Here is a 14,843-nt window from a genome sequence, read left to right on the forward strand (position 1 = left end):
CTGATAAAGTGCAATGTCATCATTTAATAAATGGTTATTTCATAGCGGTACCATCATTTTTTGTTAACTTGAACTGCTGTGTTCTTCTTAATTAGAGAAGAGTATGCGATGTTGATGAAAGGAAGTGATGTTAATGAGAATCCGAGCGTTAAATGACCGTTTTGAAATTAAATGAAAAGATAAATAGGATAACGCACATGCTTTATGCCATCATAAAGGCATAAATAAGGGCAATGGATATAATGCCTAAGTGATTGAGCTAGAAACGGTCAGTGATGACGGTGTTCTAGAGTATATTCAAGGCCGTGAGCTGCCTTGAAAAAGGTAATGTTATGACTGAAGAAGAAAGAATCGAACTGCAACAAAACAACCCTCTACACGGCTTAAAGCTTGACATCATGATCACTGAGTTAGTGGATCATTATGGTTGGGAAATTTTGGATGCAGCAATGCGTATGAACTGCTTTAATACTAAGCCAACGGTAGTAAGTGCAGTTAAATATTTGAAGAAAACAGAATGGGCACGTGAAAAGGTTGAAAACTTCTACCTTTACCGGTTTAAGCGTATGCCTAAAGCTTCAGATATCGAGTATCAGATGCCCCCACGTTCACGTACATTCCGTCATGGACTAGAACCACGTGAGCCAATGGAATTGACGGTAGAGTCGATTCTTGCATCACAAGCTAAAGCGGCGTCTGCATTTAAAGAGCGCCGAGGCGGTAACGGCCGTAACTTTCGTCGTTAGATAGACGAAGTCTTGACTGCAAAATACAAAAGGAGCCTAAGCGCTCCTTTTTTAATGCGTATAACTTTTAAATACGTCTAAAGCTTATTGTTTTTGAGCCTTAAGCTTCGTGGTTCTTTCTTTGATTCTTCCAAAGGTCAACAACATAGACAATGGCGCTGATCAGTAAGAATAGCGCTGACACAGAAAACAGAGCGGGCATTTTGAGAATCCACGCGAATGTGGCAGCAAGAAAAGCGACAAAGCAAATGAGTCGACTTGATGACATGACATGACCGAGTTTGATGTTCATAACGCCTCCTAATGAAGTCTCACTTTTGACAGGCGAATTATCTCACTTTCATCAAAATAAAGGCTAAAAAACAGTCTAAATTGTTATCAAATTTGCTAATTGAAGGACTTGCTTCACATATTACGGCTTGGCTATTTTATAGTTCATAAAATAACCAGAGAGATGTTTGAGGTTGATTTGATACCTCTTCAATACTTAACGATTTGCGTTGTGTTTTGCGAACGAAAACCGTGATTACTGTAAGAAGTGGTTCGAATAAAACTTAGTTGGCATGGAACCTACTTTGTATAGAGCCCAGTTGGTATAGAACCTACTTAGCATAAAACCTAGTTGGTATAAAAAAAGTAAGCGGTAATCAAAAAGCTAGCGACGATCACTGTGATACGAATGTACTGCTGTGGAATACGGCGAGAGATTTTTGCTGAATAATAACCTCCGACCAAGGTTCCGCATAAAACAGCCACTCCTGACGGCCAGTCTATCGAGCCATTGATGACGAAAAACACGATTGCCGCTAACGATGCACACGCAGAAACCAGCAGTTTGATGCCATTCATTACGTTGATGTTAGTGTAGCCAGCAAGTGCTAAGTAACTCAATGTCACTATTCCTAACCCTGCGTTAAAGTAACCGCCATAAACACACACGAGGAGCAATAACAAAGCTGAAAAGAAGGCTCCTGCGCTGGTGGCGTGTTTGTGTTTAGCCGTAACTTTTTTGAGCCATTTATTAAGCGTTCCGCCAAAGGTGAATAGAAGTGCTGCAAAAAGTAGTAACCAAGGAACGGATTGAGTAAATAAGGCTTCTGGTGTGTGCAATAGTAAAAACGCACCAATACCTCCACCAATGACACACAAAGCGATGACGAGTTTAAGTTGTTTTGTGCCTGATTGAATTTCGTGTCGAAGCGCGTAAGCACCACTGATATAACCCGCGCATGAAGCAAAGGTGTTGGTGGCGTTAGCGGCTATCGGAGGGACGCCAGCAAATAACAAAGCAGGGAAGGTGATGAAACTGCCGCCACCCGCGATGGAGTTAAGCACACCGCCAATCACCCCAGACAAGAATAGAATCAACCAATCCATAGTTTAAAAATCCAATGCGTTAAATGAATAATTACCTTACTTGATTTCGTTATGAATATCAGAGCTATGTATTATGAAGGATCGAGTTTGTGAGTTTGCTACCAACTCGCGATTTAGCTTACCGCTGTTGTTATTGCGATTACTGCCGTTCTGTTGTTTCTGTTTCTGCTGCTGTTATTGATATTGCTGCCAATGTCACTGCTATGGTTAAAAAAAAGGAGCCAAGGCTCCTTTTTCGTTCTGCTGTCTTTGTTGAGTTTTAGACTTCTACCGGCGTTCTTCTAAAGCTTCTAAATAGCTTAACCAAGATTGGACTAGAAAGTACAAGTACAGCAAGAATGGTGAAGGTCATTGTAATCGGACGCTCCCACAAGAAGCTAAGTCCATTATCGCTGATCATCAATGCTCGTCTTAAGTTTTCTTCCATCAAACCCCCGAGAATGAAACCTAACAACAACGGTGCTAGCGGGAAATTAGCCAACCTCAATGCGATAGCTGCCATCGCGACCAATAGCATGATGAAAACATCCATGGTATTGAAGGAAACTAAGTAAACACCTGTAATAGAGAAGAACAATATCATTGGTAAAAGTACGGTTCTTGGTACCGCTAGTAACTTAGAAATGTACGGGATCAGCGGTAAGTTCAAAATAACCAATACGATGTTGCCGAAGTACATTGAAATAATCACTGACCAGAAAACATCAGGGTGTTCAACAAACAGACGCGGGCCAGGTTGAATACCGTAAGCGATCAACGCGCCGAGCATAATGGCTGTCGTACCAGAACCCGGAATACCAAGCGTTAACAGCGGTACAAATGACCCACTTGATGCTGCGTTATTTGCAGATTCCGGAGCCACTAAACCTCGGATACTGCCTTTACCAAATTCTTTTTGTTTGTCCTTTGGCGCTAAACTACGCTCCATACCGTAGCTTAAGAAAGCCGCGATGGTTGCGCCTGCACCGGGTAGAACACCAGTAAAGAAACCAAGGATTGAAGAACGAATTGAAACGGGAGCAACTTCTTTGAACTCTTCTTTGGTGATTTTCATGCTACCAATATCAGCCATCTTTTGGCTTTCTTCGCCGCTAGTGTCTTTCTCTGGTTTCAAAATGCCCATTAAAGTCTCACCTAAAGCGAATGTTGCCATTGCCAATAGTAAGAAACTAAAGCCATCCATAAGGTCTGTTAAGCCAAATGTGAATCGCTCTACACCGACGCCTTTATCAATACCAACTGTTGAAAGCATTAGGCCAAGGATAGTCATCATCCATGCCTTAATGACTTGGCCGGGGCCTGCAAATGCGGCTACAGCCGATAACCCAAGTAACATTAGGGCGAAGTAGTCTGACGACTGGAAGCTCAAAGACACGCTTGCTAAGGCCGGTGCCGCAATCAACAACATAATGGCTGAAAGTGTACCGCCAGTAAACGATGAGTAAGCCGCCAATGCTAACGCTTTGCCTGCTTGTCCTTTCTGCGCCATTGGGTAGCCATCAAACGCCGTGACTACTGTTGAAGAACAACCTGGTGCATTGATTAGGATTGATGAAGTAGAACCACCAAATACCGCACCGTAATACACTCCAGCCATAAGAATAAGGCCAGAAGAAGGATCTAAACCGTAAGTAATCGGTATCATCAACGCAATGGCTGAAATAGGACCTAATCCCGGAAGCATCCCAATAAAGGTACCAACAAAACAGCCTACGATGACCATCATGATGTTCATTGGCATCACAGCGGTCGAAAGTCCTTGTAAAATTCCATCTAACATAATGTTATCCCTACCAAAGAGTGAAGATTAAACCAGGCTCTAGGTAGATATCTAAGCCTTGAGTTAATAGAAGAAAGAACGCGATAACGAATGGGAATGACGCGCCAAATAAAATAGATTTACGGCGTTCACCCAATAAGTAAAAGCCTGCGAGTAAGAAGAAGCTTGTTGCCAGAACAAACCCAAGGTAAGTAAGGCCAACTCCGTACAGTGCCATTAACACCAAGAACCCAATCAGTAGCTTCCAATCAAAGTCAGAGATTGCACCGCTTTCTTTGTCTACTTGCCCAGTAACGAGCAACAGCAGTGATAATCCAATACCCGCAAAGGTTAGAAGTGTTGGTAATGTGCGAGCCGTAAAAGGTTCATACTCGTCGCCAGGGAAAAGAGGAATGAGTGTGGTTTGGTAGCCATAGCAAAGGCACACGAGTAAAAAAATCATTGCCCCGACGCGATCGCGACATAACAAATATTCTTTACTTAAAAATTTGGTTGGTAGGTCCGACATATCCAACTCCGTTTGGGGTAATAAAGGAACGTAAAAAAGCCGTACATGAGCGAGTTAGTGAATAATGTCTGGGATCACTAACCTAAGGTAAGCGGATTACAATGCTTAATATTTAAGCCACTTGCTTCTCTAGTGATTAGACAAGTGTGAGTAATTCGATACGAGTAAACAAAGGAGTTTGAAGTTAACTCATGTACGGCGAAACAAGGAAAGAGTGAAGAGGGAATGGATAAGATACCCTCTTCGGTTATAGATTATTTCAAGAAACCAAGCTCACGCATTAGGTCGCCCATCTGTTTTTCTTGGTCTTCTAGGAAGGCGTAAAAATCTTTGTCAGCTTTGTAGTTGTCGATCCAACCGTTACGGTCGCGAACTACTTGCCATTCATCAGTCTTGTACATTTTGCCAAGCGCTACATTCCACTCGTCGATTTTTGCTTGGCTAGTGCCAGGAGCGGCGAAGAAACCACGCCAGTTAGCAAATACTGTTTCGTTGCCGTATTCAGTCAGTGTTGGGATATTAGGTGCAGCATCAAGACGCTTTGGTGCCGTAACAGCAAGCACTTTTACTTGGCCAGATTTAGACATCTCTAGCACTTCACCAAGGCCAGTAGAAAGAAGCTGTGTTTCGCCAGACAGTAGCGCTGCCATTGCTTTGCCGCCTGCATCATATGCGATGTAACGTACTTTCTTAGCGTCGAAACCTTCGCCTTTGAACGCCGCTGCTACCACAAGGTGATCCATACTGCCACGAGCTGAACCACCTGCGATTTTCACTTTACGTGGGTTGGTTTCGAACTCTTTTACTACATCTTCCCAAGTGTCGTACTTCGAATCAGCAGACGCCACGATTGCACCGTAGTCGGCAATAGTTGCTGCAACTGGTGTCAGGTCTCGGAAAGATTGTGGGAAGATACCTGTTAGTGAGCGAACAACGATAGGTGTTGAGTTCACCATCAACGTGTCTTCTTGGCGTTGAGCTGTTTCGATTAGGTGTGCAATGGCTTTACCGCCGCCGCCACCAGACAAGTTTTGGAAAGAGACATTTTCAACGATGTCTGATTTCACTAATACATCACCTGTGCCACGAGCCGTCATATCCCAACCGCCGCCAGCACCGCCAGGGATTAGGAAGTGGATTTTCTCTAGGTCAGCAGCAAAAGTGTTGAAAGAAAAGGTAGCTGCGATGATAGAAGCCGCAAGAGTAGGTTTCAGTGCCTTGAACATGGTTCACGTTCCTTATGTAGGGGATCTCTTCAATGGAGAGAAACTTATGTTTTATATCCAGCTGCTAAACACACGAGTAGGGCATTGCTTAGCAGATGAGGTTAAAGTTAACGAGGTGTTAACGAATTGTCTTTAATGCGGCGATATTGAGGATAAAGAACATTGGGTGAATAAAGTTCATAAAGTTCACGGGGAAGTAGGTTTAGTCGATTTACTTTTGAATGATGTCTGGATCTTGAAATTGCCGTCAGCATTTAAAAGCGATTGAATTCATAGAGGAAATTGTGTCTTACTAGCGCTTTTAATTCGGTGCGTTGGCTATTGGTCTATATTGTTAGTTGTTACTACTATATTAATTTCTGCAACAGAATAGGGTTTGTAGAGGTGTTACATTTTAGATATGGAATGATGCGTTGCTAGAGTTGATGTGCAACTACAATAGTATAGATAGCGCTAGCCTGTTAAGTTCTGAGTTGGCGATTATTCAAGGATAGAATAATGGCATTAAAAAAAATTTCGTTACGCTTTACCGTTGGAACAATGTTCATACTTGCGACTGTGCTAACTGCTGTGGTTGCCGTTTCTCTTCAATACTACTTCAGTAAAAAGATGGCAACAGAACATACCTTGTCGAAATTGACGATGGTCTCCAATGATTTGAGTGATTATCTCGGTGCAGTTGAAACTGATGCAGTTAATACGGCACGTTTACTTGCTTCAGTGAAGCGTTCTATTAGTCAACGTTTATCCAAAGAAGAGTCACACAGTATCCTCGCAGAGGCTATTAAAGATAACCCTCTTTTTTATAGCATTTACATTGGCTCGCCTAACGATGATTTCTTTCAAATTATTAATTTAGAATCGGCCTCTTCTGTGAGAAACAGAATCGGCGCCGCGCAGACAGACCGGTGGGTCGTGATTGAAATCAAAAACAAGGAACAAGGACGTGTCCGCACGACGAATTACTTTGACCAGAACTTCACACTCAGAAAGTCACGAGTGGAGCAGAGTAACTACTTTCCGACTGCTCGGCCTTGGTATATTGCAGCCAATACTGAAACCGTTGAAAAAACGCAACCTTACCTCTTTCAGCATTTACAGATTACTGGGCAAACTTACTCTTTGGCTTTTAAGTCAAAATTCGACGGGAATGTTCAACATGTAATTGGTATCGATATCGTTCTATCTTCTCTAGCTTACCAACTATCAGCATCTGCGTTAGGGTTAGATGAAGACAGTAAAGTGGAATCTTTTTTATATTCTAAGTCTGGGAATATCATCGCTTCTAACCGTAAGACCAATACTCAAAATTTATTGCCCGAAGTGTCTAAAATTAGCTTGTCGCCAGCACAACAAACTTTGATAGAAAATACGCCACCACTTTTAGTTTCAAATCAAAATGATTGGGGGCCGATGGACTTTTCGGTTTCGGGGCAGCCTAACGGTTATGCGATTGATCTTCTCAACATGATTGGTGATATGACGGGGTTAAGGTTTGAATTTGTAAATGGGTTTTCTTGGGGAGAGCTCGTTAATAAATTTAAGAAGGGCAGTATTGATGGCCTGCAATCGGTTCAAAATTATCAAGATAATGGGATAAATGGTTTATATACAACAGCAATCTATGAACTGCCATTTTCTGTCGTAACGAGAGAAAGTGCACAAGCCGTGACGAGTTATGCCGAACTTGATGGCAAGAAAGTGGCTGTTTTATCTGGGTGGTCAATCATTCCTCAATTGAGGAATGATTTTCCAAATATCGAACTGGTTGAGTTTGATAGTTTGGAATCTGCATTCAATTCCGTCAAAAAAGGAGATTGCTTCGCGGTGTTGGACGCAGAGCCAGTACTGTCATTTGCATTAGATAGATTTTTTCATTCAAGTTTGAGAATCAATGACATATTGCGAGATCTAAAGCAAAACTATCCAAGTGAGTTCCATGTAGTGCTGCAGAACAAGCACCAATCATTATTGCCGATCATCAATCAAGCGATGAGTCAGTTAAGTCGTGAGCAAATCGATTCATTGGCCAAGAAGTGGTTTCATGGGAATGGGTTTAAGACGGATACAACAGTTCCTTACTCAGAACTTTACGATATGACTGATGTGGCGACAGTTGAAGGTAAGATGAGCAACGTTGAATTTAATGGAGAGGCAAAACATCTATATCTTACTGAAATAGAAACGGGTGAGGAGAATTCCGAGTATTTTGCTGTATTAATTCCTGAGAGTGAAATCTACCATTCTGTTAATAAACGAGTCGCGGCTTCAATTGGAGTCACTGTCGTATTGATGTGTTTGACGCTACCTATCGCATGGATTTTCGGTGCGCCAATTGTACGTCCGATCCGTCAATTGAGAGAAGAAACGAATCGAATAAAGCAACGTGATTATGACAATGTCGAACTTGTTGAGACTCGAATTAAAGAAGTGTGGGAATTGTCTGTCGCTGTAAAAGATATGGCTTCTGAAATCAAGCAACATGAGCGGACTCAAGAAGAGTTTGTTGAAGCTTTTATAAAGCTTATCGCGCAGGCCATTGATGATAAATCGCCATACACCGCAGGGCACTGTAATCGCGTGCCTGAGTTAGGTTTAATGCTTGCTAAAGCCGCTGAAGAATCCGAACTCCCAGCGTTCAAGGCGTTTAAGTTTGCCAATGATGTCGAACGTCGGGAGTTTCGAATTGCGGCATGGCTACATGATTGTGGAAAGATCACAACACCGGAACACATCGTCGATAAGGGCTCTAAACTAGAAGCCAATTACAACCGTATTCATGAAGTACGCACGCGTTTTGAAGTGCTTTGGCGAGATGCTGAAATTGAGGCTCTTAAAAAGCTTTTAGATGGTGAGAAATCCAAAGCAAACATCGATGAGGAACTAAAACGCAAGCAAGTAACATTGGTTGAAGACTTTGAATTTATAGCCTCTTCAAATGTTGGAGGTGAGTTTATGAGCGATGATAAAGTTGAACGAATCAAGCTGATCTCAGAACAAACATGGCAACGTAATTTTGACGAAAAACTGGGCTTATCTCCTGCCGAGGAATTTGATTTATTGACGAATAGTACGGGCGATACAAGTCTTCCTGTACAAGAAAAATTATTGTCGGATAAACCTGAGCATATCGTTGAACGAGTTGGGGCAGTGAACTTTGACCCTCGACATGGAATACGAATGAATGTACCTGAGCATCAATATAATTTGGGTGAGATTTACAACTTATCAATTGCTCGCGGTACATTAACTGCGGAAGATCGGTTTAAGATTAATGAGCACATAGTCAGTACTATTAAGATGCTTGAAAATCTGCCATTCCCGAAAGAACTAAGTCGTGTTCCTCGCTATGCATCGACGCACCATGAAACACTCAAAGGCACTGGGTATCCAAGGAGGTTGACTGGCGACGATCTTTCCATTCCAGAACGTATTCTGGTGATCTCCGATATTTTTGAGGCACTAACCGCTGCGGATAGGCCTTATAAGAAGGCGAAGCCGATTAGTGTTGCTGTCGATATTATGTACAAAATGGCGTTGGACGAGCACCTCGATATAGAACTGTTTAGGTTGTTCCTAACTAGCGGTACACATATCCGTTATGCCGAAACGTATTTAAAACCGGAACAGATCGATCATATAGACCTATCAAAATATGTAGTTGAAGGCGTCGCTGCTTAACTTTGCCAGAAAGCATGAATGGTTGTTGACCTCACTTTATGTAGTGAGTTGGGGTTTCTCCGGTGTGTTGCTTAAAGAAATGAATAAACGCACTGTCACTGGAGAACTCTAACTCGTGGGCAACCACAGAGACACTCTTTTTTTCTGACAATTGCTCAATGGCACTTAACAACCGCCATTGTTGACGCCAAGCTTGGTAAGGCATCCCCGTTTCTTTGATGAATAACCGGCTAACGGTCTTGCTGCTTGCTCCAATATGCTTGGCCATTTCATTGAGTGGTTGAGGTAACTGTGTTCCTAGTTTTACTTTTTCTAACCACAACGCTAATCGTTTATCTTTTGGTAAAGGCAGCGTTAGCTCGTTCCTTTCTGCGTAAGAAAGTTCCTCGCAACACAACGCCAATGTGTTGTGTTGCTCTTCACTAGGTTTATCCCAATCCCAAAAAGCCATTCGTTCGATCAACTCTTTTAGTAGTGGCGTGACGTTAAGAATGCTCAACTCTTTAGGCAAATTTGTAATGCGAAGAGGATCAAAATAAAGCGAGCGATAGGCCACGACATTGGTCATGGTTGCGCAATGCTCAATTCCCGCGGGTATCCACGCCACTTTGGTGGGCGGCAACACACAATGCATCCCGTCAAGCGTAATACTGATGCAACCATGTGGTGCAAACAACAATTGTGCACGGTTGTGTGTATGCATACCAGAATCATGCCTGCCGACTTGGGCGGCAATGCCAACAAAGGGGTAGGGCATACCATCAACATAAAAAGGTGTGTTGTCATCGATCAACATGATTTGTCCTTATTTTGATGTTTGTTGTTCTACTGTTGATATTTGAACATAAATGAAATCCATATACTTCTCTTATTCCAGTTTTAGAAGAGAATAATATGAATAAAAAACCCCATATGGGACTGATCATCATTCTGCTGATGTTTCCTCAAATTGTTGAAACTATTTACGGCCCAGTATTGCCGCACTTAGTTGATTATTTTGGTGTATCAATGGCAAGCGCAAGTCAAACCTTGTCGATTTACTTTATTGCTTTTGCTGTGGGTGTTGTTTTTTGGGGGCGAGTTTCTGATCTTGTTGGGCGCAAAAAAGCCATGTTGTGTGGTTTGTTTATTTATGGTGTTGGTTGCCTGTTAGCCATAACGGCAACTCAATTTGATATGGTCATGATTGCGCGGGTTGTTTCAGCTTTCGGGGCGGCGGTAGGCTCAGTTATTGGGCAAACAATATTACGTGATAGCTATGAAGGCAAAGAGCTAGGGAAAGTGTTTTCGCTAGCAATTGTTGCAGTATCAATTAGTCCTGTTGTTGGCTTAATGTCAGGAGGATTGATTGCTGAATATTTTGGACACTTAGTGGTGTTCAGTTTACTGCTTGTCATGGCTTTTATATTGCTGATCGTATCCGCCTTTTCTTTACCCGAAACGAAACCCGCTGACACCAAAACGGTCAGTTTTATTGGTATTTTCACGGTAATGCTAAAAGATAGGGATATTTGGAAAAGTGCGATTCTTGTGGCTTGCTTTAATGTCATGATGTTTAGCTATTATTCTTTAGCGCCATTTATGTTCAGCCAGTTTGGCTTAAGTTCCATTGAATTTGGTTACAGTGGCGTGATATTAGCGGCAGCATCTGTTTTAGGAAGCTCGATGAATAAACGATTGCTAGTAAAAGAATGGGGTTCCCAAAGACTCATTCAGATCGCGGTGTTCATCAGCTTTATTGGGGCTGTTCAGGTGTACTTTTACCAAGACAGCCTTTGGTTTCTTTTAGGTATGGCTGCTGTGGTTGTAGGGTTTGGTATGGCAAGTCCTAATATATTTAGTACGGCGTTGGTCAATTATAAACAGCAAGCTGGCACAGCAGGGGCGGTTCTAGGATTGTTGTATTACTGTTTAATTGGTGGGGGATTAGGGCTTGCTGGTGAGATTGGTAACTTAGGGGTAGTGCTAATAGGAATATCTTTATTGGCAAGCACTATGTTGATGTCTCGTGATTAACCAATTTTGAGAGTGTTAATCTTGTGAATAATAAAGAGAGGCGATCATTGCTTCTCTTTTTTGGTCTAAATAGCTGATGAGTAGAAATGAATACTATCTCTAAAAGTTGACTGTCAGTTGTCGACACATTGTTTTCGAGCAAATTTGGGGTGGGTAAAGGTTTGAAGCTTGCTCACGATTTAACTTAATGAATAACATCTATTTATTTTCTTTTATGGCTTCGTTTCACTACTTCTCTACCGGTTAATAAAAGTACTACCTTAGTCTAAATTGTCGACAATCTACTTGATTGTCGACAATTTGATCGTGTATTTTATGTTCATGTTATGAAATTGTTGACAGTTAGGGTCGGCAATCAGAAGTGAGCTGCGTGAATATGAATACTGCGATAAAAGATCTCACCTTAAGTGCAAACACGAAAACACGTGTGAGCGACAAAGAAAACACCAAGTCGGAAAATCTGACAGAGTATCTCGTTGAGGCGATTGTTAACGGTGAATTACCACCGGGCAGTAAGATCTCGGAACCTGAACTGGCTAAACGCTTCGAGGTAAGTCGAGGACCATTACGTGAAGCGATAATGCGTATCGAAGGGCTTGGCCTGATTGAGCGAATTCCTCATGTCGGCGCTCGAGTTATTACTTTTTCGGCAGACAAACTGCTAGAGCTGTACGCGGTGCGAGAGGCATTGGAAGGCATGGCGGCGCGCTTAGCAGCGAGGCACATAACACAAGAAGAGCTTATCGGGCTTGAAGGATTATTGTCGACACACTCAAAGCACATCGATGAAGTTGAGGGTTCTTCTTACTTTCATCAACATGGGGATTTCGATTTCCATTACCGCATTATTAAAGCGAGTCGTAACAGCAAACTCATTTCGTTGTTGTGTGACGAGCTTTATCACCTATTACGCATGTATCGCTATCAATCGCCTAGGGCTCAGTCTCGACCAAAAGAGGCGCTCGATGAACACAAATACATCCTCCAAGCGATTCGTAACCGTGATGAAGAGCTAGCAGAAATGCTAATGCGACGACACATCTCGGGTAGCCGCTTGCTTATAGAGCAACAAATTCAATCCAAAGATCTTGATTAAGCGACCATTGGAATCTGTCAGCGGATCAGTGCTGGCGATAACCAAAAGCCGTAAGTCTTAAAGGTTAGCTAGAAATAAACAATTAACAGGGAGCGTCATTATGAAGTTATCAGCAGGAGCAAAGTTCCGACAAGCTGTGCAAGACAACGACCCATTGCAGATCGTCGGTACGGTGAATCCGTATTGCGCGATGATGGCAAAGAACTTGGGGCATCAGGCGATCTATTTGTCGGGTGGAGGTATCGCCAATGCGTCTTATGGTTTGCCTGATTTAGGTATTACGACATTGAACGATGTGTTGGTGGATGTTGAACGTATTACCAATGCGTGTGATCTGCCTTTGCTGGTGGATATCGATACGGGTTTTGGTGGCGCATTTAATATTGCACGTACCATTCGAGCGATGGAGAAGGCAGGCGCAGCTGCAATTCATATGGAAGATCAAGTGGCCCAGAAACGCTGCGGTCATCGACCAAATAAAGCGATTGTGAGCCAGCAAGAGATGGTCGATAGAGTCAAAGCGGCAACCGATGCTAGAACCGATGAGAGCTTTGTGATTATGGCGCGTACGGATGCATTGGCGGTTGAAGGCATTGATAGTGCGATTGAACGAGCGATTGCGTGTGTTGAAGCGGGCGCTGACATGATTTTCCCTGAGGCGATGAATCAGCTAGACCAATACGTGAAGTTCTCGGCGGCGTTGAAATCAGCAACGGGTAAGCACGTGCCTATTCTTGCGAACATCACTGAGTTTGGCCAAACGCCACTCTACAACTGTAACGAGTTGGCCCGATCAAGTGTCGACATGGTGCTTTATCCATTGAGTGCGTTTCGTGCGATGAACAAAGCGGCGGAGAATGTTTACAAGCACTTGTTAGTTGAAGGCAATCAAGAAGCTCTGTTGGATTCAATGCAAACCCGTAAAGAGCTTTACGAACACCTGAATTACCACGACTACGAAAACAAGCTTGATCAGTTGTTTTCAAGTGAAGGGTAAACCAGTTTCAATTAATCAAAAATCAACTTAATCCAATAACGTGAAATGGTTAGTCGCCATATCCAGTACCGATGATAAAGATCATCGGACATATAAACAGGCAGCACCAAAGAGTGCAGGCGGCTAACACAGAAAAGGAGTTCATAATGTCTGTATCTTTGAGTGATAAAGCAGCTGTCGATAATGTATCAACCGCGAAAAGCAACGGAAACAAAAATGAAAGCACGAAACCGATTAGTGCGCCAGCTTTAGGTGGTGCAGGGTTACGAGGACAAAGTGCGGGAGTCACGGCGCTATGTACGGTAGGCCAGTCAGGAACGGGTTTGACCTACCGCGGCTATGATATTACCGACCTTGCTAATCATGCTCAATTCGAAGAAGTCGCCCATCTATTACTAAGAGGTCATCTGCCAAGCCTTAAAGAGCTTGATGATTATAAGACCCTATTGGTTGGCTTACGTGGTCTGCCTGAACCACTGAAAGCAGCTCTAGAACTGATCCCCGCAGACGCTCATCCTATGGATGTGATGAGAACGGGCTGTTCAATGTTGGGTAACTTAGAGCAAGAGTCTGATTTTTCTGAGCAACTGCCGGCAACCGAACGTATGCTCGCACTTTTCCCTGCCATTATCTGTTACTGGTATCGCTTTAGCCATGATGGTGTGCGCATTGATACTGGGGATCAAAGCGAAGCGTGCATTGGCGGTTATTTCTTGAAAATGCTAACGGATAAAGCCCCAAGCGACCTTCATAAGCAGGTGATGCATTGTTCACTGACGCTTTATGCAGAACATGAGTTTAATGCATCTACATTTGCGGCTCGAGTTTGCGCATCAACTTTATCTGACATTCATTCTTGTGTTACCGCAGCGATTGGCACGTTAAGAGGCCCATTACACGGTGGCGCAAATGAAGCGGCGATGGAAATGATCCAAGATTGGCAAACCGTTGATGAAGCGGAAGCGAACATCATGAATATGCTCGCTAACAAAGACAAAATTATGGGCTTCGGTCATGCCATTTATCGTGAGAGCGACCCAAGAAATGCTCTAATCAAGCGTTGGTCAAAAGAGCTAGCTCAAGAGGTGGGCGATAAACAGCTTTATGTTGTTTCGGAGCGTGTTGAAGCGGTAATGAAGCGAGAAAAAGGGCTGTTCTGTAATGCCGATTTTTTCCATGCTTCTGCTTATCACTTTATGGATATTCCAACCAAACTGTTTACTCCGATCTTCGTGATGAGCCGACTTACGGGTTGGACGGCACACGTATTTGAGCAAAGAGAAAATAATCGCATCATTCGCCCAAGTGCAGACTACACCGGGCCAGAACATCAAGACTGGCTACCTATACATCTACGTTAGCCTTCTATATCGAGTCAACTTATATCTCGAGGTGACCTTTATCTTCACGTGGCAA

General features: G+C 43.0%; 12 protein-coding genes. 6 read left to right on the top strand and 6 right to left on the bottom strand.

Going from position 1 to position 14,843, the window contains the following annotated elements:
- Window positions 1-332: 332 nt before the first annotated feature.
- On the top strand, window positions 333-746 hold the full coding sequence (locus tag OCV36_RS06990) for a VF530 family protein (protein WP_102553252.1): 414 nt from the start codon (window positions 333-335) through the stop codon (window positions 744-746).
- A 100-nt stretch (window positions 747-846) separates the two neighbouring features.
- On the opposite strand, the gene OCV36_RS06995 is transcribed toward OCV36_RS06990, so the two are convergent.
- The 5 genes from OCV36_RS06995 to OCV36_RS07015 all read right to left on the bottom strand — a co-directional run bounded on the left by OCV36_RS06995 (window position 847) and on the right by OCV36_RS07015 (window position 5,637).
- A complete protein-coding gene (locus OCV36_RS06995) occupies window positions 847-1,038 on the bottom strand; it encodes a hypothetical protein (protein ID WP_017076149.1) in 192 nt (63 codons plus the stop codon).
- A gap of 326 nt (window positions 1,039-1,364) precedes the next feature.
- Window positions 1,365-2,123 carry a sulfite exporter TauE/SafE family protein gene (locus OCV36_RS07000; protein WP_135456360.1) on the bottom strand — a complete coding sequence of 253 codons (759 nt, stop codon included), beginning with the start codon at window positions 2,121-2,123 and terminating at the stop codon, window positions 1,365-1,367.
- Between the two features lie 259 nt (window positions 2,124-2,382).
- Complete coding sequence (locus OCV36_RS07005; RefSeq protein WP_135456358.1) at window positions 2,383-3,903, bottom strand: tripartite tricarboxylate transporter permease; 1,521 nt, start codon at window positions 3,901-3,903, stop codon at window positions 2,383-2,385.
- Window positions 3,904-3,913: 10 nt separating this feature from the next.
- Entirely contained in the window at window positions 3,914-4,411 is a 498-nt protein-coding gene (locus tag OCV36_RS07010; protein ID WP_029225202.1) for a tripartite tricarboxylate transporter TctB family protein, read from the bottom strand.
- Between the two features lie 254 nt (window positions 4,412-4,665).
- Entirely contained in the window at window positions 4,666-5,637 is a 972-nt protein-coding gene (locus tag OCV36_RS07015; RefSeq protein WP_017076146.1) for a tripartite tricarboxylate transporter substrate binding protein, read from the bottom strand.
- 498 nt (window positions 5,638-6,135) lie between these two features.
- Between OCV36_RS07015 and OCV36_RS07020 the strand changes: the two genes are divergently transcribed.
- Entirely contained in the window at window positions 6,136-9,318 is a 3,183-nt protein-coding gene (locus OCV36_RS07020) for an HD domain-containing phosphohydrolase (RefSeq protein ID WP_135456356.1), read from the top strand.
- Window positions 9,319-9,349: 31 nt separating this feature from the next.
- Here OCV36_RS07020 and OCV36_RS07025 read toward each other — a convergent pair whose 3' ends face one another.
- Window positions 9,350-10,114 (bottom strand): AraC family transcriptional regulator, encoded by a 765-nt coding sequence (locus tag OCV36_RS07025; RefSeq protein ID WP_135456354.1) that lies wholly within the window; start codon window positions 10,112-10,114, stop codon window positions 9,350-9,352.
- Between the two features lie 98 nt (window positions 10,115-10,212).
- Between OCV36_RS07025 and OCV36_RS07030 the strand changes: the two genes are divergently transcribed.
- The 4 genes from OCV36_RS07030 to prpC all read left to right on the top strand — a co-directional run bounded on the left by OCV36_RS07030 (window position 10,213) and on the right by prpC (window position 14,788).
- Window positions 10,213-11,334 (top strand): multidrug effflux MFS transporter, encoded by a 1,122-nt coding sequence (locus OCV36_RS07030; RefSeq protein ID WP_167853027.1) that lies wholly within the window; start codon window positions 10,213-10,215, stop codon window positions 11,332-11,334.
- Window positions 11,335-11,710: 376 nt separating this feature from the next.
- Window positions 11,711-12,430, top strand: a complete 720-nt coding sequence (locus tag OCV36_RS07035) for a GntR family transcriptional regulator (RefSeq protein ID WP_054547688.1) — start codon at window positions 11,711-11,713, stop codon at window positions 12,428-12,430.
- Window positions 12,431-12,530: 100 nt separating this feature from the next.
- Complete coding sequence (gene prpB, locus OCV36_RS07040) at window positions 12,531-13,427, top strand: methylisocitrate lyase (protein ID WP_135456352.1); 897 nt, start codon at window positions 12,531-12,533, stop codon at window positions 13,425-13,427.
- Between the two features lie 146 nt (window positions 13,428-13,573).
- Window positions 13,574-14,788: a bifunctional 2-methylcitrate synthase/citrate synthase gene (prpC, locus tag OCV36_RS07045; protein ID WP_135456351.1), complete on the top strand. Its 1,215-nt coding sequence runs from the start codon at window positions 13,574-13,576 to the stop codon at window positions 14,786-14,788.
- Window positions 14,789-14,843 lie beyond the last annotated feature (55 nt).

Source organism: Vibrio echinoideorum (assembly GCF_024347455.1).
Lineage (GTDB): Bacteria > Pseudomonadota > Gammaproteobacteria > Enterobacterales > Vibrionaceae > Vibrio > Vibrio echinoideorum.

Coding starts and splice junctions, on each gene's coding strand:
- OCV36_RS07015 (WP_017076146.1), bottom strand. CDS start 5,637: ATGTTCAAGGCACTGAAACCTACTCTTGCGGCTTCTATCATCGCAGCT.
- prpB (WP_135456352.1), top strand. CDS start 12,531: ATGAAGTTATCAGCAGGAGCAAAGTTCCGACAAGCTGTGCAAGACAAC.
- OCV36_RS06990 (WP_102553252.1), top strand. CDS start 333: ATGACTGAAGAAGAAAGAATCGAACTGCAACAAAACAACCCTCTACAC.
- OCV36_RS07025 (WP_135456354.1), bottom strand. CDS start 10,114: ATGTTGATCGATGACAACACACCTTTTTATGTTGATGGTATGCCCTAC.
- OCV36_RS07035 (WP_054547688.1), top strand. CDS start 11,711: ATGAATACTGCGATAAAAGATCTCACCTTAAGTGCAAACACGAAAACA.
- OCV36_RS07000 (WP_135456360.1), bottom strand. CDS start 2,123: ATGGATTGGTTGATTCTATTCTTGTCTGGGGTGATTGGCGGTGTGCTT.
- prpC (WP_135456351.1), top strand. CDS start 13,574: ATGTCTGTATCTTTGAGTGATAAAGCAGCTGTCGATAATGTATCAACC.
- OCV36_RS07020 (WP_135456356.1), top strand. CDS start 6,136: ATGGCATTAAAAAAAATTTCGTTACGCTTTACCGTTGGAACAATGTTC.
- OCV36_RS07030 (WP_167853027.1), top strand. CDS start 10,213: ATGAATAAAAAACCCCATATGGGACTGATCATCATTCTGCTGATGTTT.
- OCV36_RS07010 (WP_029225202.1), bottom strand. CDS start 4,411: ATGTCGGACCTACCAACCAAATTTTTAAGTAAAGAATATTTGTTATGT.
- OCV36_RS07005 (WP_135456358.1), bottom strand. CDS start 3,903: ATGTTAGATGGAATTTTACAAGGACTTTCGACCGCTGTGATGCCAATG.
- OCV36_RS06995 (WP_017076149.1), bottom strand. CDS start 1,038: ATGAACATCAAACTCGGTCATGTCATGTCATCAAGTCGACTCATTTGC.